At 71.7% G+C, this 22,455-nt stretch carries 23 protein-coding genes and 1 pseudogene; 16 read left to right on the top strand and 8 right to left on the bottom strand.

Translation table 11 applies throughout. The features are described 5' to 3' along the window. Nucleotides 1–59: 59 nt before the first annotated feature. Both BLV05_RS28380 and BLV05_RS28375 read left to right on the top strand, forming a co-directional pair. Nucleotides 60–4,094, top strand: a complete 4,035-nt coding sequence (locus tag BLV05_RS28380; RefSeq protein WP_052762792.1) for a ThuA domain-containing protein — start codon at nucleotides 60–62, stop codon at nucleotides 4,092–4,094. A gap of 157 nt (nucleotides 4,095–4,251) precedes the next feature. Beyond that, on the top strand, nucleotides 4,252–5,019 hold the full coding sequence (locus BLV05_RS28375; RefSeq protein ID WP_052762793.1) for a DedA family protein: 768 nt from the start codon (nucleotides 4,252–4,254) through the stop codon (nucleotides 5,017–5,019). Nucleotides 5,020–5,094: 75 nt separating this feature from the next. Here the strand turns inward: BLV05_RS28375 and BLV05_RS28370 are convergent, their stop codons facing one another. From BLV05_RS28370 to BLV05_RS28360, 3 genes are all read right to left on the bottom strand, one after another. Beyond that, entirely contained in the window at nucleotides 5,095–5,964 is an 870-nt protein-coding gene (locus BLV05_RS28370; RefSeq protein WP_046770789.1) for an alpha/beta fold hydrolase, read from the bottom strand. 194 nt (nucleotides 5,965–6,158) lie between these two features. Next, nucleotides 6,159–7,289, bottom strand: a complete 1,131-nt coding sequence (locus tag BLV05_RS28365) for an NAD(P)/FAD-dependent oxidoreductase (RefSeq protein WP_046770790.1) — start codon at nucleotides 7,287–7,289, stop codon at nucleotides 6,159–6,161. A 29-nt stretch (nucleotides 7,290–7,318) separates the two neighbouring features. Next, on the bottom strand, nucleotides 7,319–8,125 hold the full coding sequence (locus BLV05_RS28360) for a UbiA family prenyltransferase (RefSeq protein WP_197683371.1): 807 nt from the start codon (nucleotides 8,123–8,125) through the stop codon (nucleotides 7,319–7,321). A 42-nt stretch (nucleotides 8,126–8,167) separates the two neighbouring features. On the opposite strand from BLV05_RS28360, the gene BLV05_RS28355 reads away from it, so the two are divergent. From BLV05_RS28355 to BLV05_RS36175, 4 genes are all read left to right on the top strand, one after another. Next, complete coding sequence (locus BLV05_RS28355) at nucleotides 8,168–9,247, top strand: type III polyketide synthase (protein ID WP_046770792.1); 1,080 nt, start codon at nucleotides 8,168–8,170, stop codon at nucleotides 9,245–9,247. Nucleotides 9,248–9,252: 5 nt separating this feature from the next. Further along, nucleotides 9,253–9,783 carry an isoprenylcysteine carboxyl methyltransferase family protein gene (locus BLV05_RS28350; protein ID WP_231948630.1) on the top strand — a complete coding sequence of 177 codons (531 nt, stop codon included), beginning with the start codon at nucleotides 9,253–9,255 and terminating at the stop codon, nucleotides 9,781–9,783. Next, nucleotides 9,780–10,802 (top strand): NAD(P)/FAD-dependent oxidoreductase, encoded by a 1,023-nt coding sequence (locus BLV05_RS28345; protein ID WP_046770793.1) that lies wholly within the window; start codon nucleotides 9,780–9,782, stop codon nucleotides 10,800–10,802. The genes BLV05_RS28350 and BLV05_RS28345 overlap by 4 nt, the downstream gene beginning before the upstream one ends. Before the next feature lie 249 nt (nucleotides 10,803–11,051). Continuing rightward, entirely contained in the window at nucleotides 11,052–11,261 is a 210-nt protein-coding gene (locus tag BLV05_RS36175; protein WP_152690914.1) for a hypothetical protein, read from the top strand. 64 nt (nucleotides 11,262–11,325) lie between these two features. Here BLV05_RS36175 and BLV05_RS28340 read toward each other — a convergent pair whose 3' ends face one another. Next, nucleotides 11,326–11,577, bottom strand: a complete 252-nt coding sequence (locus BLV05_RS28340; RefSeq protein WP_082155543.1) for a VOC family protein — start codon at nucleotides 11,575–11,577, stop codon at nucleotides 11,326–11,328. A gap of 162 nt (nucleotides 11,578–11,739) precedes the next feature. On the opposite strand from BLV05_RS28340, the gene BLV05_RS28335 reads away from it, so the two are divergent. Then, entirely contained in the window at nucleotides 11,740–12,426 is a 687-nt protein-coding gene (locus tag BLV05_RS28335) for a GAF and ANTAR domain-containing protein (protein WP_046770794.1), read from the top strand. A 201-nt stretch (nucleotides 12,427–12,627) separates the two neighbouring features. Here BLV05_RS28335 and BLV05_RS28330 read toward each other — a convergent pair whose 3' ends face one another. Then, entirely contained in the window at nucleotides 12,628–12,852 is a 225-nt protein-coding gene (locus tag BLV05_RS28330) for a DUF7218 family protein (protein ID WP_046770795.1), read from the bottom strand. A gap of 135 nt (nucleotides 12,853–12,987) precedes the next feature. Here BLV05_RS28330 and BLV05_RS28325 point away from each other — a divergent pair, with 135 nt between their 5' ends. The 3 genes from BLV05_RS28325 (at nucleotide 12,988) to BLV05_RS28315 (ending at nucleotide 15,686) form a co-directional block, all read left to right on the top strand. Next, nucleotides 12,988–13,542, top strand: a complete 555-nt coding sequence (locus BLV05_RS28325) for a hemerythrin domain-containing protein (protein ID WP_046770796.1) — start codon at nucleotides 12,988–12,990, stop codon at nucleotides 13,540–13,542. A gap of 110 nt (nucleotides 13,543–13,652) precedes the next feature. Further along, entirely contained in the window at nucleotides 13,653–14,111 is a 459-nt protein-coding gene (locus tag BLV05_RS28320) for an SRPBCC family protein (protein ID WP_046770797.1), read from the top strand. A gap of 66 nt (nucleotides 14,112–14,177) precedes the next feature. Continuing rightward, nucleotides 14,178–15,686, top strand: a complete 1,509-nt coding sequence (locus BLV05_RS28315) for an FAD-dependent oxidoreductase (RefSeq protein WP_046770798.1) — start codon at nucleotides 14,178–14,180, stop codon at nucleotides 15,684–15,686. Here BLV05_RS28315 and BLV05_RS28310 read toward each other — a convergent pair. Then, the gene (locus BLV05_RS28310) at nucleotides 15,683–16,042 is read right to left on the bottom strand and encodes a DUF488 domain-containing protein (protein ID WP_046770799.1); all 360 of its coding nucleotides are present in this window, start codon (nucleotides 16,040–16,042) and stop codon (nucleotides 15,683–15,685) included. The genes BLV05_RS28315 and BLV05_RS28310 overlap by 4 nt on opposite strands. A gap of 17 nt (nucleotides 16,043–16,059) precedes the next feature. Next, on the bottom strand, nucleotides 16,060–16,689 hold the full coding sequence (locus BLV05_RS28305) for a TetR/AcrR family transcriptional regulator (protein WP_046770833.1): 630 nt from the start codon (nucleotides 16,687–16,689) through the stop codon (nucleotides 16,060–16,062). A gap of 150 nt (nucleotides 16,690–16,839) precedes the next feature. Between BLV05_RS28305 and BLV05_RS38815 the strand changes: the two are divergent. Then, a pseudogene (locus BLV05_RS38815) lies at nucleotides 16,840–17,755 on the top strand (NADP-dependent oxidoreductase). A gap of 125 nt (nucleotides 17,756–17,880) precedes the next feature. Then, the gene (gene msrA, locus BLV05_RS28295) at nucleotides 17,881–18,435 is read left to right on the top strand and encodes a peptide-methionine (S)-S-oxide reductase MsrA (RefSeq protein WP_046770800.1); all 555 of its coding nucleotides are present in this window, start codon (nucleotides 17,881–17,883) and stop codon (nucleotides 18,433–18,435) included. Between the two features lie 43 nt (nucleotides 18,436–18,478). Here the strand turns inward: msrA and BLV05_RS28290 are convergent, their stop codons facing one another. Continuing rightward, nucleotides 18,479–19,129: a winged helix-turn-helix transcriptional regulator gene (locus tag BLV05_RS28290; RefSeq protein WP_046770801.1), complete on the bottom strand. Its 651-nt coding sequence runs from the start codon at nucleotides 19,127–19,129 to the stop codon at nucleotides 18,479–18,481. A gap of 74 nt (nucleotides 19,130–19,203) precedes the next feature. Between BLV05_RS28290 and BLV05_RS28285 the strand changes: the two genes are divergently transcribed. From BLV05_RS28285 to BLV05_RS28270, 4 genes are all read left to right on the top strand, one after another. After that, nucleotides 19,204–19,551 carry a TfoX/Sxy family protein gene (locus BLV05_RS28285; RefSeq protein WP_046770802.1) on the top strand — a complete coding sequence of 116 codons (348 nt, stop codon included), beginning with the start codon at nucleotides 19,204–19,206 and terminating at the stop codon, nucleotides 19,549–19,551. A 77-nt stretch (nucleotides 19,552–19,628) separates the two neighbouring features. Then, on the top strand, nucleotides 19,629–20,165 hold the full coding sequence (locus BLV05_RS28280) for a hypothetical protein (protein ID WP_152690915.1): 537 nt from the start codon (nucleotides 19,629–19,631) through the stop codon (nucleotides 20,163–20,165). 128 nt (nucleotides 20,166–20,293) lie between these two features. Beyond that, nucleotides 20,294–21,403, top strand: coding sequence for a FecCD family ABC transporter permease (locus tag BLV05_RS28275; protein WP_046770803.1), 1,110 nt, complete (start codon nucleotides 20,294–20,296; stop codon nucleotides 21,401–21,403). Continuing rightward, complete coding sequence (locus tag BLV05_RS28270) at nucleotides 21,400–22,443, top strand: ABC transporter ATP-binding protein (protein ID WP_046770804.1); 1,044 nt, start codon at nucleotides 21,400–21,402, stop codon at nucleotides 22,441–22,443. Before BLV05_RS28275 ends, BLV05_RS28270 begins: the two co-directional genes overlap by 4 nt. The last annotated feature ends 12 nt before the right edge of the window (nucleotides 22,444–22,455 follow it).

Here is a 22,455-nt window from a genome sequence, read left to right as displayed (position 1 = left end):
GAAGCGACGGTGAGAGATCCATGCGACGACAACTTTATCGTTACATCCCATTCGCGCTGGTGGCGGCCTTCTTGGCCTCCCTGCTCCCAGGCATCGCCATCAGCTCCGCCCACATCCCCGAGGACGAGTACGAGGTCCTGTTCTTCCACAAGACGACCGGCTTCCGGCACGACTCCATCCCGGCCGCCCTCGCCGCCGTCGAGGAGCTGGGCGCCGAGCACGGCTTCACGGTGACCGAGACGCAGGACGCGTCGGTCTTCACCGATGAAGGCCTGGGCGAGTTCGCGGCCGTCGTCTTCTTCACCGACGGCGAGAACACCCTCGACGCGAGCCAGCGTCAGGCGTTCGAACGCTACATCCACAATGGCGGGGGCTTCGCCGGCCTGCACTCGACGTCGAACATGGACAAGACCAACTGGCCCTGGTGGTCGGACCTGATGGGCGGCGCGTTCTTCCGGAACCACCCCTCCGGCGCCGACCAGTTCCAGGACGCCACGGTCCGGATCGAGGACGCCACGCACCCGTCGACCGCCGGCCTGCCGGCCGAGTGGGTCCGCGAGGACGAGTGGTACAACTTCACCGCGAACCCGCGGGAGAAGGTCCACGTCCTGGCCACGCTGGACGAGTCGACCTACAACCCGGGATCCGGCGCCATGGGCGAGGACCACCCGATCGCCTGGTGCGCCAACTTCGACGGCGGGCGCACCTGGTACACCGCGCTGGGCCACAGCTCGGAGCACTACGACGAGCCGCTGATGCGTGAGCATCTCCTGGGCGGCATCGAGTGGGCCGCGGGCGTCGCCGAGGGCGACTGCGGCGAGCCCCGCGACGGCATCCCCACCGAAGCGTCGTTCGAGAAGATCGCCCTGGACGACAACACCGCCAATCCCATGGAACTCGCCGTCGCACCCGACGGCCGGGTGTTCTATGTCGAGCTCGGCGGCGCGGTGAAGATCTACGAGCCCGAGACCGGCGCCGTGAACGTCGCCGCGCAGATCCCGGTGCACCGCGGCAACGAGAACGGGTTGCTCGGCATCGCCCTGGACCCCGACTTCGAGACCAACCAGTGGCTGTACCTCTTCTACAGCGCCCCCTCACCCGAGGTGCAGCACGTCTCCCGGTTCACCGTCGACGGCAATGAGCTCGACCTGGCATCGGAATCGGTGCTGCTGGAGATCCCGCATCAGCGTGAGGTGTGCTGCCACTCCGCCGGTTCGATGACCTTCGGCCCGGACGGCAACCTCTTCATCTCCACCGGCGACGACACCGCCCACTTCGCCTCGCAGGGCTACGCCCCCATCGACGGGCGCATCTACGACAACCAGGTGAGCGAGGACGCGAAGCGTTCCTACGACGCCCGGCGGACCTCGGGCAACACCAACGACCTGCGCGGCAAGATCATCCGGATCACCCCCGAGGACGACGGCACCTACTCGATCCCGGAAGGAAACCTGTTCCCGCCCGAGACCTCCGATCCGGACCTCACCCGGCCGGAGATCTACACGATGGGCCATCGCAACCCGTTCCGCATCGCCGTCGACGACGAGACCGGCTGGATCTACGCCGGCGAGGTCGGGCCCGACGCGGGCGGCGACAACCCCAACCGGGGCCCGCGCGGATACGACGAGTGGAACCAGATCCGCGAGGCCGGCAACTACGGCTGGCCGTACTGCATCGGGAACAACCAGGCCTATCGGGAGTGGGACTTCGCGACCAGCACCCCGGGTGAGTTCTTCGACTGCGCGAACGGCCCGGCCAACGACTCGCCGTTCAACACGGGCCTCGACGTCGTACCGCCGGCCAAGGACGCCTTCATCTGGTACCCGTACGGCGAGTCGCCACAGTTCCCCGAGATCCCCACCGGCGGCGGCCGGACGGCCTATGCCGGTGACGTCTACCACTACGAGGAGGACCTGCTGGGGGACGGGCAGTTCCCGGAGTACTTCGACGACGCCGTCTTCGTCATGGAGTGGTCGCGCAAGTGGATCGGCGCCCTCCGTCTGGACGAGAACGGCGCCTACGAGAGCTTCGAGCGGTTCATGCCGAGCACGCTCTTCCGCAGCCCGCACGACATGGAGTTCGGGCCGGACGGCGCGATGTACCTCATCGAGTGGGGCATGGACTTCAACTACGCCGGGGGCAACGTCAACCCCGACTCGGGGCTGTACAAGATCAACTACACCGAAGGCGCCCGCACCCCGATCGCCGAGGCCAGTGACGACAAGGACTCCGGGCCCACCCCGCTGGAGGTCACCTTCTCGAGCGAGGGCAGCAACGACCCGGACGGCGACGAGCTGACGTTCGCGTGGGACTTCGGCGACGGCACGACGTCCGACGAGGCGAACCCCACGCACACCTTCACCGAGCCCGGCGAGTACACGGTGCGGCTGACCGCCACCGACCCGTCCGGGCGATCCGGCAACTCGAACCTGACCGTCACCGCCGGCAACACCAGGCCCGAGGTGACCATCGAGTTGCCGGCGCACGGCCAGGTCTTCGACTGGGGTGACGAGATCCCGTACCGCGTCACCGTCGACGATGCCGAGGACGGGTCCGGCACGGCGATCGACTGTGAGCGGGTCACCGTCCAGCAGGGCCTGTACCACGACGAGGGCGGCAACGCGCACGTCCATCCGGGTCAGCCGCAGACCGGCTGCGAGGGCGTCATCGCCACGCAGCACGACGCGGAGCACGGCGATGCCGCGGACATCTCCCTCACCGTGACGGCCAGCTACACCGACGACGGCGGCGAGACCGGCTCGCCGGCGCTGACGGGCGGCGTCACGCATCTCCTGCAGCAGCGGCGCAAGGAGACCGAGCACTTCACCGCGGCCGAAGGCATCGAGGTCGACGACGCGGGCGACGAGGAGACCGGCGGTGGCGAGGCCATCAGCGGCCAGGACGGCGCCTGGGCCTCGTACGAGCCGTACAACCTCGCGGGCGTCGGCGAGCTGACGCTGCGCGTCGCGACCCCCGACGACACCACGGTGGAGGTGCGGCGCGACGGTCCCGACGGCGAACTGCTGGGCACCGCCGCTATCGAGGGCAACGCCGAGATCGGCCGGACCGCCGGCCCGGAGGGCTTCCACAGCGCCGTCCGGCTCGGTGGCTCGAGCCCGCTGGAGTACGTGGACCTGCCCGATGGCGTCGTCAGCGGGATCGAGGACTTCACCATCTCCGCCTGGGTGAACTGGTCCGGGGGCCAGACCTGGGCACGGGTCTTCGATTTCGGTTCGGGTACCGGCAACTACATGTTCCTGACGCCGAGCGCCGGTGGGACGAACAACCTGAGGTACGCGATCACGACGGGTTCCGGTGAGCAGATGATCAACGGCTCGCAGCCGTTGCCCACCGGCGGCTGGCACCACGTCGCGGTCACGCTGTCCGGCACGACGGGCACGCTGTATCTCGACGGGGCTCCGATCGGGACGAACACCAACATGACGCTGAGCCCGTCGGACCTCGGAGAGACGCCGCAGAACTGGATCGGCGAGTCGCAGTGGTCTGGCGACCCGCTGCTCAACGGCGATGTCGACGACTTCAACATCTTCGGCCGCGCTCTCACACCGAGCGAGATCCAGTCGCTCGGGGCGGCTCCGGGCGGAGGCGACGGCGGCGACGTCGCCTGGTACCGGTTCGACGAGGAGGGCGGCACCACCGCGACGGACTCGTCCGGGCAGGGCAACGACGCGACCGTCGTCATCGCCGACGACGCCGCGACGTGGCAGAACGTGACCATCGACCTGAGCGCGACCGAAGGCACGTTCCCGCTGCACCTCGTGTTCCCCGCGGGCCCGGTGCGGGTGAACTGGATGGAGCTCGCCGCAGGAGACGGGGGCACCTGCCCCGATCCGGACGACCGGGCGACGGTCGTGATCGGCGACGTCGACAGCGGCGTCACGAACCACGGCGTCGACGGCGGCTGCACGGTCAACGACCTGATCCGCGACGAGGAGCCGTGGGCGATCCGCGGCGAGTTCATCCGGCACGTTCGTGAGGTGACGGACCAGCTCGTCGCCGACGGCGTACTCACCACCCGCGAGGGGGTGGCCGTCAACCTCGCCGCCGGCCGGAGCGACGTCGGCAAGGGCTGAGCCGGCTCGCTCGTGAACAGGGTGGCCCGGGGGGACTCTCCTCGCCCCGGGCCACCCGCCCACGGCTCCGGGTGCACATTCCGGCCCTGCGGAGTGCACGACGGACTCATGACAAGCGCACACGTCGATTGATCGGCAGGTCGCTCAGTCTTGGATCATGAGCATCGTCGACCGTACGTCCGGCAGCCTGGCCGCTGCCGGTGGCCTGCCACGAGCGACCAGCCCTTGGCGCCGGTTCGTGCCGTGGCAGGGCCGCGCCACCCGCCTTGACCTGGCCCTGATGGGCGCGATCCTCGCGGTGGTGGCGCTCGGGGTGGTGTTGCGGCCGCTGAAGCCGTTCCTGCTCGCCTCGCATCCGGTCATGCTGGCGTTCCTCACCGGCGACCTCACGGCGACCGGCGCTGCCGCCGCGTTCGCCCGGATCGGCGAGGCTCCGCTCTGGCTGGTCGTCGTCGCCGGAGCCGTGGGGATGGTGAAGCTCGACTGGCTGACCTGGTGGACCGGGCGGCAGTGGGGCCCGGGCATCGTCAGGATGTTCACGACCAGCGAGCGTGCCTTGGGGTTCGCCGGTCGCGCCGCCGAGCTGCGGCCCTGGACCCTGCGCGCCGCGGTCGTCCTCGCCGTCCTGCCCGGTGTCCCCAGTGCGGTCGTGTACGCCGTGGCGGGCCTGGCCGGGATGCGCCTGGTGACCTTCCTGATCCTCGACCTCGCAGGCGCGGTGGCGATGACCGGCCTGGTCGCGGGTCTCGGGTACGGGCTCGGTCACCAGGCGGTCGGCGTCGTCCTGCTCATCGATCGGTACGCCTCGGTCGTGAGCCTCACGATGATCGCCGTCGCCGCGCTGATCCCGGTGCTCAAGCGGCTGATCAGACGCCGACGCGGTCCGCTGCGCGACGTCCTCAGTGATCTTCGCGCTGAGGGTTGATCTGCTCCTGACAGTGGCTGCGGCGACGACGCGGGGTTCAAGCTCCGCTGACCGGGCGGGGACGTGAGCGGTTTGTCAAACGGCGCGCGGCCGAAGGAAGTCGATGAGGGCAGCGGCGAGTGCCTCGGGGTTGTCCTCGGCCATGTGGTGGCCGGAGTCGATGGCGTGTCCGCGCAGATCCGGCGCCCAGGCCGACCAGATCCTCAACGGGTCGCCGTAGAGGTACTCCATGTCATCTCGGCTGGACCACAGCGCCAGGGTCGGGCACGCGATGCGCTGGCTCGAGTCGCGTGCGGCGGACTCGTGTTCGCGATCGATGCCCAGTCCGGCGCGGTAGTCCTCCAGCATGGCCTGCACCGTGGCCGGGTTCTCGATGGCGGCACGGTACTCAGCGAAGTTCTCTTCGCCCATCCGCGCCGGGTCGCCGCCGTACCAGGCCAGCGGGTCGGTGTTGATCACCCGCTCGGGGATGTCGGGTTGGGCGTAGAAGAACCAGTGGAACCAGGCTTGGGCGAAGCGGGCGTCGCAGCGGTCGAGCGCCTCGCTCAACGGCACGCCATCGAGGACGACGAGCCGGTTCACGCTCGCGGGGTGGTCGAGTGCGAGCCGCAACGCCACGTAGCAGCCCCGGTCGTGCCCGACGGCGGCGAAGTGGTCATGACCCAGCATCCGCATCAGTGCGACCAGGTCCTGCGCGACCGCCCGCTTGGACTGTTGCGCATGGTCCGGCCGGAGTTGCGGCTTGGAGGAGGCGCCGTAGCCGCGCATGTCGGGGCAGACGACCGTCAGGCCGGCCGCTACGAGAAGCGGCGCGACCCGGTGCCAGGTGGACCCGGTTCGTGGATGCCCGTGGACGAGCAGCACCGGCGGGCCGGTGCCGGCATGCCGGACGCGAAGCACCACTGGGCCGAGCTCGACCCGCTCGTCTGCGAATCCGTCGAACACGACATCACGGCGCCGGCAGCGGTGACTCGGCCAGCGCGCCGGTGTTCGACGGCTGCGGCGACAGCTTGAGCGTGCAGTTCAGCACGACGGCCTTCACGACGACCTCATGACTCCGGCAGTACCCGCGATCGCGGTTCCGCATTCACCACCGCTCGGTGACCCACCGGCGCCCGCGCGCTTCCGGCCTCGGCCGTTCAGCGCACGACGAGCGCCCGGGCGAGGCCGGTCACCACTCGCCGGGTCAGCCGTCCTTGGCCCAGGCCGAGCTCGACGAGCTCGTCGAACACGCCCTGGTCCCGGTTCGCCGCCGCGATTCCGGCGGTCAGTACTGCCGGCACCGCGGAGAGGCGAGCCGCCGTGGCAGTGTGCCGCAGGTGGCGGCCGAGGAGGGCGCGTACGGCGCTCCGGTGCCGCGCGCCCGCGGTATCGGGGCGCCCGGCCGTGATGGCAGCCGCGGCGGCCCGCCCGGCCAGGGCGCCCGTCGCAACGGCGTAGTGGAGGCCTTCGCCGGTCATGGGGTTGATCAGGCCGGCGGCGTCGCCGGCCAGCAGGAGGTGGCCGTCGGGCTGGGACCAGCGCCAGGACGACAGGGGCAGGTGGTGGCCGCGCCAGTCCGTTCCGTCGTCCGCGCCGGGCAGCAGTTCGCCCAGGCGCCGCAGCAGCGCGGCCCGCGTGAGTCCGGCGGTGCCGAAGGCGCCGTAGCCGACGTTGGCCAGCCCGTCGCCGCGGTCGAAGCACCAGGCGTAGGCCTGCGGGTGTTCATGGTCGAAGGCGATGACCTGCCGGCCCGACCACCGTGGTGGCGTCGCGACGTAGCCGCGCAGCGCGATGGCCCGGCGCCGGACGGCGGGGACGCCCGCGGCCTGGCGGACGGCGGAGTAGGCGCCGTCCGCGCCGATCACCACGAGTCCCGTGAGATCGTCGTCGACGATCACGCCGCGGCGGAGAGGCTGGACGGTGCGCACCCGGCGCCGCTCGAACCGCGCCCCGGCGGCGACGGCGGCCGCTTGCAGCCGGTGGTCGAGGACCGTCCGTGGAACGACCCGGACGGGCCGCCGCATCGGGCGCGATACGCGACGGCTGCCGTGTGAGAGCTCCAGCCGCTGCACCGGTGCCCAGTCGTCCAGCAGACCCGGCACTCCGAGTGCGGCCAGCATGTCCGTCACGTCCGGTGCGACGCCGTCGCCGCACGCCTTGTCGCGTGGGAAGGCGGCCCGGTCGAGCAGCAGCACCCGCAGCTCAGGGGCAGCCGTCAGCGCGCCGAGCGCCGCCGCTGCTCCGGCCGGGCCGGCTCCCACGATGACGAGGTCCCAGGGGTCATCCATGCGAACTCACTACCCACAGATGCCCATACTCAGCTGCGCAGCACCAGCAGCACGACGTCGACAAGGGCGATGGCCATTGCGGCGCGGAACGGTGTCGCACCGCGGCCGCGCAGTGCCGACACGACGAGGCCCCCGACGACGACCAGCCCGGCCCAGGCCCACGCCGGTGGCCGGCCCGGCCCCAGCGCCACGAGCACCGACGCGACGGCGAGCACGACCACCGCGGCCACTCGGGCGCGCCCGGGACCGAGCCGGTGCGGCAGCCCTCGCACACCGGTAGCGGCGTCGTCGTCGAGATCCGGCAGCACGTTGACCAGGTGAGCGCCTACCCCGAGCAGGGCGCCGGCCGCGATCATCCAGCCGGGCGGCCACTCCGGCGGGTCGAGGGCGAGGCTCACCACCGCGGGCAGCAGCCCGAACGCGACCGCGTACGGCAGCCACGAGAACACCGTCCGCTTCAGCGTCAGGTTGTAGCCGACCCCGCAACCGACGAGGACCAGGTGCAGCACCCCCGCGGCCGAGCCCAGGGCCAGCGACAGGGCCACGCAGGTGACGGCCGCGACGGTCAGCGCGACGCGCACTGTCCGGGCCGAGACACGGCCGGTGGCCAGCGGCTTGTCCGTGCGGCCCACGGCGCGGTCCCGGCCGGCGTCGACCAGGTCGTTGGACCAGCCGATGGTGAGCTGACCTGTGAACACGGCGGCCACGACGAGGGCCGATGTCGCGGCGTCGTGGCCGAGTCGCAGGGCCAGCAGCCCGCTCAGCGCGGTGACCGCCGCCGTCGGCTCCGGGTGGCATGCCCGTACCAGGCCCGCCGCCGACATTCTTCCTGCCACCGTCCGTAGTTTAGGGGCGGCGGAATTGCCTATAACTTGACTATGACCAGCATTCTGTCCGTTCGTGGCGCCTTGCCCGACCACAAGTACGCGCAGGCGGACCTCACTGCCGAGTTCGCCGGCCTGATCGCCCCGGCCGGCCGGTACAACCACGCGCTGCTGGAACGCTTCCACGCCAACGCCGGCGTGAGCACCCGGCACCTCGCGCTGCCGAAGGAGCGCTACGCCGCCTTGCACGACTTCGGCGCCACCAATGACGCGTTCATCGAGGCCGCCGTCGAACTGGGCGCGCGGGCGGTCACCGACGCGCTCGACGCCGCCGGGCTGGCGCCGGGTGACGTCGACCAGATCATCTCGACCACCATCACCGGCATCGCGGTCCCATCGCTGGACGCCCGCATCGCCGGCCGGATCGGGCTGCGCCCCGACGTGAAGAGGGTGCCGATCATCGGCCTCGGCTGCGTGGCCGGCGCCGCGGGGATCGCCCGGATGCACGACTACCTGCTCGGTCACCCCGGCGATGTCGCGGTACTGCTGTCGGTCGAGCTGTGCTCGCTGACGGTGCAGCGGGCTGACGCGTCGATCGCCAACCTCATCGCCAGTGGCCTGTTCGGCGATGGTGCCGCCGCCGTCGTCATGGTCGGAGCGGAGCGGGCCGCCGGGCTCGATCCGCCGGCCGGGCGGGTCGCGCCCGCCGTCCTGGACAGCCGGAGCCGGCTCTACGAGGACACCGAGCGGGCGATGGGCTGGGACGTTGGGGCGACCGGCCTGCGCATCGTGCTCAGCGCCGACGTGCCCGCGCTGGTGCGCAGCCAGGTCGGCGACGACGTCGACCGGTTCCTGTCCGGCCACGAGCTGCGCCGCGAGGACATCAACTGGTGGGTGTGCCATCCGGGCGGGCCGAAGGTGCTGGAGGCCATGCAAGACGCGCTCGGTGTCGACCGCGATGCTCTGTCGCTGACGTGGGACTCGCTGGACCGCATCGGCAACCTCTCGTCGGCATCGGTGCTGCACGTCCTCGCCGACACCCTCGAGCTGCGACCACCACGGCCGGGGTCGTACGGGATCCTGTTGGCCATGGGCCCGGGCTTCTGCCTCGAACTCGTCCTGCTGCGAGCGTGATGGCCGTGTCCGAGATCCTGTTCACCGTGCTGGTGGGGCTGGTCGGTCTTGAACGCCTGGCCGAGCTGGTCGTGTCGAAGCGGAACGCGGCCTGGAGCTTCGCCCGTGGCGGCGTCGAGTACGGCCGCGGGCACTACCCGGTCATGGTCGTCCTGCACACGGCCCTGCTGGCCGGCGCCGTCGCGGAGGTGTGGATCCGCCGCCCGGAGTTCGTGCCCGCGCTCGGCTGGACGATGCTGGCGCTCGTCGTGGTGGCCCAGGGCCTGCGCTGGTGGTGCATCGCTACGCTCGGGCGGCAATGGAACACACGTGTCATCGTCGTGCGCGGCCTTGTTCTCGTGCACGACGGGCCATACCGGTGGCTGCGCCACCCCAACTACGTCGCTGTGGTGGTCGAGGGGTTCGCACTGCCGCTGGTGCACTCGGCCTGGATCACCGCGGTCGTGTTCACCGCGCTCAACGCCGTCCTCCTCGCTGTCCGCCTCTCTGTGGAGAACGCCGCTCTGGCGGAGCTGGCCCCGAGGCCGGCGTCATGATCGACGTCATCGTGGCCGGCGGCGGTCCGGCCGGGTTGACGGCGGCGCTGCTCGCGGCGCGCAGCGGCCTCGAGGTCGTCCTGTTCGAGCCGCGGTCAGGGCCGATCGACAAGGCGTGCGGCGAGGGGCTCATGCCAGGCGCCGTCGCCGCACTCGCCGCCCTTGACGTGCACCCGGAAGGACAGCCGCTGCGCGGGATCCGCTACCTGTCCGGCTCTCGGTCCGTCGTCGCGGACTTCCGCGCCGGCCCAGGCCGCGGTGTCCGTCGGACCACGCTGCACGCCGCGCTGCGCGAGGCCCTCGACGACACCTGCGTCACTGTGGTGCCGGCCGCGGTCGGCACCGTCACCCAACACGCCGACGGCGTCGACGTGGACGGCATCCGCGCCCGTTACCTCCTGGCGGCCGACGGTCTGCACTCACCGATCCGCCGCCGGCTCGGGCTGGACCGCCCGGTCGCCACCGCGCACCGGTTCGGGCTGCGTCGGCACGTCCGGCTGGCACCCTGGACCGACTACGTCGAGGTGCACTGGGCCCGGGCAGCCGAGGCCTACGTGACGCCGGTCGGGCCCGATCTCGTCGGCATCGCTGTGCTCACCCGCGACCGCGCGCCGTTCGACCAGCACCTCGCCGCGTTCCCAGCGTTGGAGCACCGCATCGACGGCAGCCCGCTGATGGCGGTGCGCGGTGCCGGTCCGCTCCGGCAGCGGTCGCGCCACCGGGTTGCCGGGCGGACGCTCCTGATCGGCGACGCCGCCGGCTACGTCGACGCCCTCACCGGTGAGGGCGTGGCGCTGGGCATGGCTCAGGCCCACGCCGCCGTGGCGGCGATCCTCGCCGGCACGCCTGCCCGCTACGAGACGGCGTGGCGACGGCTCACCTGGCGCTACGAGGTGATGACCCGCGCACTGGTCGGCGCGACCTCGACCACCGTCGGACGGCGAGCCCTCCTCCCGCTCGCGGCTGCCTTGCCACGCGTGTTCGGCGCCGCCGTCAACGTCCTCGCCCGGCCCGCCTGAACGGCGCCAGGCGATCACCGTCGAGGCGGCGAACCGCCGCGGCCCGACGGTCGCCATCCATGTCACCACCACCCGCATGTGGCTCGCCCGAGCCACAGGACCGCCGCCCGCCGAACGGTCGGCCCCGGCCGCACCCATCTTGACGACCGAGGCCTGAGGGTGGCCGTCCACCTAGGATCGCCGGTCCGCCCCTGATGAGAGAGTTCCCCGTCCGGAGACGGGTATTCGCTCGCGGGGTACGGGTCACTCATGCTGGCTGTCGCTGTGCTCTGTCTCGCCGAGTTGGTCAATGTGCTCGGCGTGACAGTGGCGGTGCCGGCGCTGCCGGCGATCGAGCGCGATCTGGACACCTCCGGCGAGTTGGCGGTGGCCGGCACGGACGGCCACCGGTACGGCTGGCTGCTGTCCGCAGCGATCGCCGTGGCCGGGTTCGCGGCCCTGCGCCGCGGCCGGACCTGATCCGTGTCAGAGTGCATCCCCTCGATGAGGTCCCGCCGCTGAACGTCCGCATCCGCGGGCAGGACTACAGGAACAGGCAGAACGGGTGGCCGTCCGGGTCGACGAGCACGCGGATGTGCTGCTGCGGCTGGACGTCCGCCACGGTCGCACCGCACGACACCGCCCACTCCACCGCCGCGGCCAGGTCGTCGACGTGGATGTCGAGGTGTTGCGACGCGGTCTGGTGGCCGGCGACGGCCGGCCACTCCGGGCGGGCGAAGTGCCGCTCGAACTCTCCGACGGTCACCGACGTCACGCGTAGTTCCGGCTTCTCCACGACTGCCTCCCGGTGTCGAGGTCAGACCCGTACCCAGTGTGCTCTGGCGGTTGGATCCCGTGATCGTGGGGCATACTTGCGCTCAGGCCGCTGGGGCTGGAATCGAACCGTGCTGGGTCGGGTGGACCCGCAGCGGCGAGACCCTCGAGGTGGGGTGGCACGGTGAGCGGTGGACTCGACTCGGCGGACTTCTCTCGGATCGCTGCCGATCTGCACGAGGCGCCGGATTCCGAGCGCACGCTCGAACTCGTGGTCGAGTACGCCTGTCATGCGGTCGCCTGCGACCGAGCCGGGCTGGTCCTGTCCCACAGGCCAGGGCGGCTGGAGAGCGCTGCGACGACCGACGCGTGGGCGAGCAATGTCGACCAGCTGCAGGGCGAGTACAACGAGGGGCCCGCGCTGTGGGCGATGCAGCACCGGGCCACGGTTCTGGTCGATGACATCGATGCCGACCCACGGTGGCCGCGGTGGGGCCCCGCCGCGGCAGAGCTCGGGCTGCGCAGTCTGGTCTCGGTTCGGCTCTTCAGCGGTGACCGGACCCTGGGCGCGCTCAACCTCTACGCAGCGCGGGCGCATGCGTTCGATGAGGACGACGTGGCGGTGGCGGAGATATTTGCTCGGCATGCCTCGATCGCCGTCTCGACGGCCGGCGAGGAAGCCGGCCTGCGATACGCCATCGACGCCCGCCACCTCATCGGGCTGGCCCAGGGCATGCTCATGGAACGACACGGTCTGGATGCCGATCAAGCCTTCGCCATGCTGCGTCGACTGTCCCGCGACAACAACATCAAACTTCGCGACGTCGCGTCACACGTCATCACGACAGGACTTCCGCCCAAGGAACCGTGACGGCCGGGTCATCACCATCTCGCTGGCCGGCGGCGACCTGGTCGAGGTCCGTCTGCACGCCTTGATCCGGTCGATCCGAGCGGGAGGAGAAACGGTGAACGAGCCGGTGCACGTCCCCCTGGGCACCCTCCTGGGCGACTGAGCGAGCCCGGTCAGGACGACCGGCGGCGGTGCAGGACGCAGAACTCGTTGCCCTCCGGCTCAGCTCTTGCGCTGGGCCGCCTTGCCGCCCTTCCGGCCGGCCTTCTTCTTCTGCGCGGTGGTGCCGCCCTGCGAGCTGTCGCCGCCGGAGCCGCTCTTCTTCCCGCCGCGCTTCGACGCGCCGGGCGAGTTGGCGATGCGCGCGGCCCGTTCCTTCGACATGCCCTTGTCCTTCAGGGCTTCGTACTGCTTCTCGTTCTCGACGTTCGCCGACTTGCTGGGCATGGCACCTCCCGTGCTCGTTCCTCGATGACCTCCGTACCCGGCATCGGAACGCTCCATGCCAGGTGCATGTGGCGACGTGGGCCGGGGTATGGGCCCGGCCAGTTCGCGAGAGTGCAACCGAAAGGGGTGGCAGCGATGACTGACAGCCGTGACGTGGTCGACCTGATCGAGAAGGACCACCGGGAGATCGAGCGGCTCTTCGAGCTGCTGCGCACCGACCCGGGGCGGCGGGACCTGGCGGTGACGGAGGTGACGGCGCTGCTGGTGGCGCACAGCCGGGCCGAGGAGGCCGAGGTGTACCCCGTCGCGCGGGACGAGGCCGGTGAGACCGACGAGGTGGCGCACAGCCAGGAGGAGCACGCGGAGGCCGAGGCGATCCTCGAGCGGCTCGCCGGGATGGACGCGGACGACCCCGGGTACGAGTCGGTGCTGCGGGAGCTCGTCGACTCCGTCGGCCACCACGTCGAGGAGGAGGAGAACACCGTCCTGCCGGGCATGCGGCAGCGGCTCAGTGCGGAGCGGCGGGCCGAGCTGGGGGAGGCGTTCCTCGCCGCGCGGGCCGAACATCTCGGCGACCGGCCCGGCGACGCCACCCGCGACGAACTGGCCCAGCAGGCGCGCAACCTCGGCGTCGACGGCACCTCGTCGATGTCGAAGGCCGAGCTGCGCGACGAGGTCACGCCGGACTAGGCCGGACGCCGACGTACCCGGTCCGGGCCGCTTCACGCGTCGTTACCGGGCGCCGGGCCCGGGTACGGGGCGAGAGACCGACGAACCGACGAACCCCATGAGGAGCAGCGATGAGTACCGCCACCAAGTCTGTCGACGTGCACGTGCCGATCACGACCGCGTACAACCAGTGGACACAGTTCGAGGAGTTCCCGAAGTTCATGGACGACGTCGAGACGGTCCGCCAGCTCGACGACCGGCACCTGCACTGGACGGTGAAGATCGCCGGCGTGGAGCGCGAGTTCGACGCCGAGATCACCGAGCAGCACCCCGACGAGCGGATCGCCTGGCGCTCGACCACCGGCGTCGACCAAGCCGGCGTCGTCACGTTCCACAAGCTCGACCCCGAGACCACGCGGGTGACGCTGCAGCTGGACATGGAGCCCGAGGGCATGGCGGAGACGGCCGCCGCGAAGACCGGCCTGGTCTCGATGGCCGCCGCGCGCGACATGGCGAACTTCAAGGAGTTCATCGAGGCCCGTGGCCTGTCGTCCGGTGCCTGGCGCGGCGACGTCCCCCGCGAGGGATAGTCCGCGTCAGGACGCGCTGATCGCCGGCCCGAGTGGAGGCCGGGGCACCGGGGTACGTGTGCACCCATGTCGTACTGGTTGGACAGCACCGGGGACCCGCCGCTCGCGCCGTCGCCGCCGGTGGACGCGGACGTGGTCGTGCTGGGCGCCGGGATCGCCGGCATCACGACGGCGTACCTGCTGAAGCAGGCCGGGCTGACGGTGACGCTGATCGAGGCCGGCGACCGGCTGGCGGCCGGCGTCACCGGGCACACGACGGCGAAGGTCACCAGTCAGCACGGCTCGATCTACGCGTCGCTGACCCGCAGGTTCGGCCCGGACACCGCGCGTGCCTACGGCGCCGGACAGCAGCTGGCGGCGGACTGGATCGAGACCGAGGCGGCCGCTCTTGGCGCCGAGATCGACTGGTCGCGGCGCGACTCGTACGCGTTCGCCGAACAGCTCGCGTCGGTGGAAGGGCTGCGTCGCGAGGCCGACGCCGCGGCGGCCGCCGGGCTGCCGGCGACCTTCACCACGCAGACGGGCCTGCCGTTCGGCGTGGCCGGCGCGGTGCGGTTCACCGGCCAGGCGCAGTTCCACCCGCGGCGGTGGCTGCTGGAGCTGGCGACCCGCATCCCCGGTGACGGCGGCACCGTCGTCACCGGCACCCGGGCGCTCGGGCTGACCGAGGGCGACCCATGCGTCGTCGAGACCACTGACGGCTCGGTCCGCGCCCGGCACGTCGTGGTCGCCACGCACTACCCGATCTTCGACCGCGGCCTCTACTTCGCCCGGCTGGAGCCGCGCCGCGACCTCGTCGTCGCCGGCTATGCCGAGCCCGGCACCGCCCCGGAGAGCATGTACATCAGCACCGAGGACCGGCACTCAGTCCGCACCGCCCCGGCTGGCGACGGCCGCACGCTGCTGATCGTCGGCGGCGAGCCGCACCGCGTCGGCGCCCGGACCAGCGTCGCACGCCACTACGACGCGCTGGCGGCGTGGGCGCGCGAGCGGCTCGGACTCGCGGAGCCGGCCTACCGCTGGCTCGCCCACGACCTCACCACCGTCGACTCGCTGCCCTACGTCGGCCGGTTCCACCCGCGCGCCCGGAACGTGTGGGTGGCCACCGGCTTCGGGCATTGGGGGATGACCAACGGCACGCTGGCGGCGCTGCTGCTGCGCGACCTGATCACCGACGCGGAGAACCCGCTGGCCGGGATCGTCGACCCGCAGCGGGTGACCGTCCGGCAGTCGGCGGCGGAGTTCGTCAGGGCCAACGCGTATGTCGCGGCCCGGTTCCTCGGCGACCGGGCCGGTGCGCTGGCCGGCCGGGGCGGCGTCGACTCCCTCCGGCCGGGCAACGGCCGGGTCGTACGGGACGGCGTCCGTGCGATCGCCGCCTACCGCGACGACGACGGCACGCTTCGCTGCCTGTCGGCCCGCTGCACCCACCTGGGCTGCCTGGTCGTGTTCAACGACGCCGAGAAGACGTGGGACTGCCCCTGCCACGCGTCCCGGTTCGGCACCGACGGCCGGGTGCTGGCCGGGCCCGCCGTCCGGCCGCTGCCCGCCGTCCCGTCGCCGGCCGCGACCTAGGTCCCGGCGGACCTCTCGCGAAGATAGTCGGCCAGTACCGCGGCCTGGTTGAGGCGGCGATCACGGGCGCCGTACAGCAGGGTCACCGTGGCGTGCGGACGCATGGTCGCGAGAAGCTCCCCGACCGCCGGGTTCTCGTCGAGTTCTGCCCTGTAACGAGCGGTGAACTCGGCGAACCGGTCCGCGCGATGCGCGAACCAGTCACGCAGCGCCGAACTCGGGGCCACGTCTCGTGCCCACAGACCGAGATCGGCCCGCTCCTTCGACATCCCCCGCGGCCACAACCGGTCGACCAGGACCCGGAACCCGTCGGTCGGCTCCGGGTCGTCGTAGACGCGCTTGGTCCTGATCTCCATCCACCATCCCCTGGCGGTCAGTTCACGACGAACATCCTGACATGGTCGAGCGCCATGTCGAGCGCGATCTCCATGGGCTCGACATCATGAGCGGCCTGGGCCAGCAGGTAGCCCCCTTGCAGCGCTGCCATCAGCCCGGTCGCGAGCCTGCGAGGGTCGGCGTCAGCCGCGAGTATCCGGGCGTCCTGCATGCGACGCAGGCCGGCTTCGATGAGTTTCTCCCACTCGGCGAAGGTCTGCGCCAGGGCCACGCGGGCGACCTCGTCCTGGTCGGAGACCTCTCCGGCCATCGAGCCGAGGACGCAGCCGTACGCGCCCTTCTGCAGAGCGTTGCGCTGGACGAGCGCGTCCCTCCACCGCACCAGGCCGTTGAACGATCTGATCCGCTCCAGCGCGGCCTGCTCGCGCTGCAGGACCTGTTCCGCGCGGAGCAGGACCACGGCGCGGACCAGCTGCTCCTTGTCGGCGAAGTGGTTGTAGAGCTGGGACTTGCTCGTGCCACTCGCGGCGCGGACCTCGTCCAGAGTGGTCGAATTGACGCCCTTCACGTACATGAGCTCGGCCGCGGCGTCGATGATGCGCCGCCTCGTCGCCGCGCCGCGGGGGGTCAGCCGCGACTCCTGTGCGGCACTTTCCGACCTGGTCACGAAGGCAACGCTACTGGCGTGGATGATCGGCGCCGGTCGGTCCGCCGATCGGACCGCGAGCTCCAGTGGACACATCCGCCCCGGAGAGTGGACTATATAGTCCAGAAAGCGTTCGGCTGTGCAGCGAGGACCGGAACGAGGAGATGGCGCATGAAGGCGATCGTGGTGACGGACGAGGCCGCGGGAACGGCCGGGATGACGCTGGTGGAGCGGCCGGAGCCGGAAGCGGCGGGGAACGACGTCCTCGTCCGGGTTCATGCGTCGGGATTCACCCCCGGCGAGCTGACCTGGCCCGGCACCTGGACCGATCGCCTCGGTCGTGACCGGACGCCGTCGATTCCCGGGCACGAGGTGGCCGGCGTGGTCAGCGCGCTCGGCTACGGCACTCGAGGGTTGACGGTCGGGCAGCGGGTGTTCGGGCTGACGGACTGGACTCGCGACGGCACGCTGGCGGAGTACGTGGCCATCGAGGCGCGCAACCTCGCGCCGCTGCCGGGTGACGTCGACTTCACGGTGGGTGCGAGCCTGCCGATCTCGGGTCTGACGGCGTGGCAGGGGCTGTTCGCACGGCCGCTTCCAGGTCGGGCAGAGCCTCCTCGTACACGGCGCGGCCGGTGGCGTCGGCTCGATGGTGACGCAGCTCGCCCGCGAGGCCGGCGCCTACGTCATCGGCACCGGACGTGACGCGGACCGTCAGGCCGCGCTCGACTTCGGCGCGCAGGAGTTCGTCGACCTCGACAACGACTCGCTGGACGACGTCGGCGGCGTCGATGTGGTCTTCGACGTCATCGGCGGCGACGTCCAGAAGCGGTCCGCACGCCTGGTCCGAGCCGGGGGCCTGCTGGTGACCATCGCCGGTCCGCCCGAGGCACGGCCGGCCGACGGCCTGGCGGTCGACTTCGTCGTCGAGGCCGATCGCGCCCAACTGGGTGAGCTCGCCCAGCGGGTCCGGGACGGGCGGCTGCGGACGAACATCGGCACCGTGGCGACCCTCGACGACGCCGTCGCCACCTTCAACCCCACCGAGCGGGTCAAGGGGAAGACGATCATCCGCGTTCGTCCGTGACGACATCTCGACGCGGCCCGGGACCAAAACACGCACCGGGAGTGTTCTTCTGAGTGGCGGCGCAGCCAGCGACGCCTGAAGAGGAGGATCGTGCTACACGACGACAGCACGGAGGAGGACGCCTCATGACCAGTGGGATCAACCACACCGGGCAGATCACGCGCACCCCGGGCACCGAGACGGCTGTTCTTGCCGGTGGGTGCTTCTGGGGCATGGAGGACCTCATCCGCCGCCAGCCCGGTGTGCTGGACACACGCGTGGGTTACACCGGCGGCGAGAACGACCACGCGACGTACCGCAACCATCCCGGCCACGCCGAGGCGGTGGAGATCGTCTTCGATCCCACGAAGACGACCTATCGCGACATCCTGGCGTTCTTCTTCCAGATCCACGACCCGTCGACGCTCGACCGTCAGGGCAACGACATCGGGACGAGTTACCGGTCGGCCGTCTTCCCGCTCACCCCTGAGCAGGAGCAGGTCGCCCGCGACACCATCGCCGACGTCGACGCTTCGGGTCTGTGGCCCGGCAAGGCGGTCACGACCGTCGAGCCCGCCGGTCCGTTCTGGGAGGCCGAGCCCGAGCACCAGGACTACCTGGAGAGGTATCCCAACGGGTACACCTGCCACTTCCCGCGCCCCGGCTGGGTGCTGCCCAGGCGCGCCGCCGCCACCGGCTGACCGCAGGGGTGGCCGGTCCGGCCGCACGTCGACTCCGCCCGGCTCAGGTGAGCCGGGCGGAGTCAGTTGCGACGGGGAGGAGCCGCTGCACTGCGCTGCGGCTTCCGGTGACCACGACCCCGGCGTCGGCGGCGTACCGCAGGGCGATCGCGCCCTGGATCAAGCCGACCAGGGCGTGTCCCGGGCCGGTGACGACGGCGTCCGGGAGCTTCTCGAACTCGCACGGTCGCACGTCGGTCGTCCCGCTGCCGGCGATGACATCGAACCCATCGGCGAGGTCACCGAACCGGACGGTCACCGGCGGGCTGTCCGGCTGGGAGTCTCGCAACAGGTGAGCCGCGGGCATGCTGAGCCAGTGCATCTGGAAGTCGGCGTCCGCCGGAGCGTAGGGCACCGTCGGCGCGCCCCACTTCAGCAGCTCTCGCACGACGCCCTCGAGGGCACGTCCACGCTCGGTCAGCCGGTACACGCCGCCGGCGCCCGTCGCCGTGTCGTGCAGCACGACGCCGTGCCTTTCGAGGTCGCGCAGGCGCCCGGTCAGCAGGTTCGGTGCGATGCGTGGCAGCCCGCTCTGCAACTCGGTGAACCGGGCGCGCCGCCGGATGAGCAGTTCGCGGACGATCAAGAGGGTCCAGCGGTCCCCGACGACATCAAGGGCCCGGGCGACCGCGCACAACTGACCGTAGGACTTCACACGCCACCCGCTTGATAAAATCTAGTGCTTACTAGAAATTCGATAGTACACCGCCACGATCTGGAGACCTGATCATGACCGCCAGCCGCCCATCGAAGCACGCGGCACGCGACGACCTCGCCGAGCGCCTTCGCGCCGTCATGTCCGGCCGCGACGTGCGTGAGGTCGCGATGTTCGGGGGAGTCGCGTTCATGGTCGACGGCCGGATGGCGGTCTCCGCCGGACGCGACGGCGACCTGCTGGTCCGCGTCGACCCGGCGCGATACCCGGAGCTCCTCACGATCCCCGGGGCCCACGAGTCGTTCATGGGCGAACGGTCCATGGCCCCGGGATGGCTCGCCGTCGATCGCTCCCACCTCGACGGCGACGACAAGCTCAGCTTCTGGGTCGACGTCGGCCTCGGCCCTCACGACCTCGACTAGCCTCGAGCGACACCTCACCCGTGAGGTCGTCGATCGGTCCCGATGCGGGCAGATCGGGCTTCGGTAGCATGTCGCGCGTGCCGCCTCCCGGACGTGGTCTGCCGCGCTTCGTGCGCGGCGGGGTGCTGGCCGGGTTCTGCCTGCTGTTGTCGTTGACGGCGCATGTGGCCGGGGGTGGCGCACCTCATCTGTCGCCGGGTCTGCTGGTCGCCGGGGCGCTGCTCGCTGTGGTGTGCGTGGCGGCGGCGGACCGGCAGCGCGGTCTCGGCGGCATCGTCGCGGTGCTGGGGACGTCACAGGTGCTGTTCCATCTGCTCAGCGCTGGAGGCGAGCACGGCGGCACGGTGACCGCGACGGTCACGCCGGGCGCCTCGATGATGCTCACCCACGCCGTCGCCGCCGCGATCGTCGGCGTGCTCCTGGCACACGGCGAGCGGCTGGTCTGGTCGCTCGTCGCGCTCTGCGGCGTGCTCAGGGCGAGCCGGCTGGTACGGCTGCTGGTCACCCCGCCAGGCGCTCCGCCGGTTCCGGCCCTCGAGCGCGCCAATCTCCCGCAAGGGGTCTTCCCGCGGTCCGGGCCGGCCTGGCGCGGTCCTCCCGTCCTGTCGATCTGAGCGATCCGCCGGCGCGATCCCTCGCGCCGGCGTCCCGGTGTGCGCCGCCGAGCCGCCGGGCGTTCCCGCGGTGTGGCCCGTCACGCGAGGTCCACGCCGTCAGGTCGACGTGGAGAGGACTCCATGCCATGACGGTTCCCGTGCGGTCCCGAGCACCGGCCGCCCCGCCGGCCGGGCCGGTCCGCCGTTCCACTCGCCGTTCCCCTCGTACGGCCGCCGTGCTGGCGGCGCTGGTCGTGCTGCTCGTCCTGGGTGTGCTCCTGCTGCTGGGGCAGGGTTCCGTGCGCATCCCTCTCGGCGACGTCGCCTCGGTGCTCGCCGGCGGTGAGGCCAGCCGCGACGTGTACGAGACGGTGATCCTCGACGCCCGGGCGCCGAAGGCGATCGCCGCGGTGCTGGCCGGGGCCGCGCTGGCGGTGGGCGGCGCGCAGATGCAGACGCTGTTCCGCAACCCGCTGGCCGACCCGTTCGTCCTCGGGGTCAGCTCCGGGGCTGAGCTGGGCGCCGCGATCGTCATCCTCGGCTCGACCGGCACCGGCTGGCTCTTCCAGCTCGGCGTCCTGAGCCAGCTCGGCGTGACCGGAGCGGCCGTCGTCGGGTCGGGCCTGGTGCTCGTCCTCGCGCTCGCGGTGGCGCAACGGGTCGCCAGTCCCGTGACGGTCCTGATCGTGGGCATCATGTTCGGCTACCTGGCCGGCGCCATCGTCGACGTCCTCGTCTACTACACGGAGCCGGAGCGGCTGCAGAGCCTGGCCGGGTTCACCCGTGGCACGGTGCGCGACGTCTCGTGGGACGACCTCGCCGTGCTGGCGCCGGTCTGCGGCGCGGGGGTGCTGCTGTCGCTCGCGTTGGCGCGGCCGCTCAACGTGCTGCTGCTCGGTGAGCGGTACGCGGCGACGATGGGCATCCCCGTCCGTGCGGTCCAGCGGACCTCGCTGGTCGCCGTCGCCGTCCTGGCCGGGGTGACGACGGCCTACTGCGGCGTCATCGGCTTCATCGGGCTCGCTGCTCCGCACCTGGTCAGAGCGCTGCTGCGGACGTCGAACCACCTGGTGGTGCTGCCGGCGTCGGCGCTGATGGGCGCGGTGCTCGTGCTGGCCGCCGAGTACGTCGCCGGTGGGAACGGGCTCACCGACACCGCGCTGCCGCTGAACTCGGTGACGGCGTTCATCGGCGCGCCGGTGGTGCTCTGGGTGCTGCTGCGGCGCCGGCGCGACTCGGCGCAGGTGCCGGCATGACGGGCGACGTGGTCCTCGAGGCCGTGGGCCTGGTCGCCGGGTATCGCTCCGGCCGGCGGCGCTCGACGCCGGTGGTCGCGGCGGTGACGGCGGGCCTGCGCCGTGGGCGGCTGGTCTGCCTGCTCGGCCCCAACGGCGCCGGCAAGTCGACGCTGCTGCGCACCCTCGTCGGCAGCCAGCCGGCGCTGGGCGGCTCCGTCCGGCTGGACGGCACCGAGCTGGCCGCGCTGTCGGCGCGCGAACGGGCCCAGCGGCTCGCCGTCGTGCTGACCGACCGGGTCGATGTGGGGCTGCTCACGGCGCGCGACCTGGTGGCGATCGGACGGACGCCGCGGACGGGCTGGCTGCGGTCGCTGCGCCGGGACGACCTCGAGGTGGTCGAGTGGGCGCTGGGCGCCGCGGGCGCCGCCGACCTCGCCCACCGCCACGTCGACGAACTGTCCGACGGCGAGCGGCAGCGGGTCATGGTCGCCCGTGCACTCGCGCAGGAGCCGGCCGTCCTGGTCCTCGACGAGCCGACGGCGTTCCTCGACCTGACCCGGCGGGTCGAGCTCATGGTGCTGCTGCGCCGGCTGGCCGACGAGACCGGCCTGGCGGTGCTCATGTCCATGCACGACCTCGAGCTGGCGATGCGCACCGCCGACGAGATCTGGCTGGTCCATCCGGGCGGCCGGTTCCAGGCCGGCGCCCCGGAGGACCTCGGCGCCGACGGCAGCATCGCCTCCGCCTACGCCGGCGACGACATCCGGTTCGACCACGCGGCCGGGACGTTCGTGACCGACGAACAACGCGGCGGCCTGCCCGTCCGCGTCGACGGTGACGACGTCGCGGTGCTCTGGGCCTGCCGGGCCGCCGCCCGGGCCGGCCTCACCGTGACCCCGTCGGCGCCGCACCGGGTCGCCGTCGAGAGCGGCCCGTCCGTCGGCTGGACGCTGACCGGCCCCGGCGGCGCGACCAGCACCGGCTCGGGCTTCGCCGCCCTGGTCGACCGCCTGAAGGACCTCGACCGCCCGCTCATCCCCCCAGACATCGAGAAGTAGGAGACCCACGCG

Source organism: Jiangella alkaliphila (assembly GCF_900105925.1).
In the GTDB taxonomy this organism is placed as follows: domain Bacteria; phylum Actinomycetota; class Actinomycetes; order Jiangellales; family Jiangellaceae; genus Jiangella; species Jiangella alkaliphila.
This window is presented reverse-complemented; position numbering and strand designations above follow the sequence as displayed.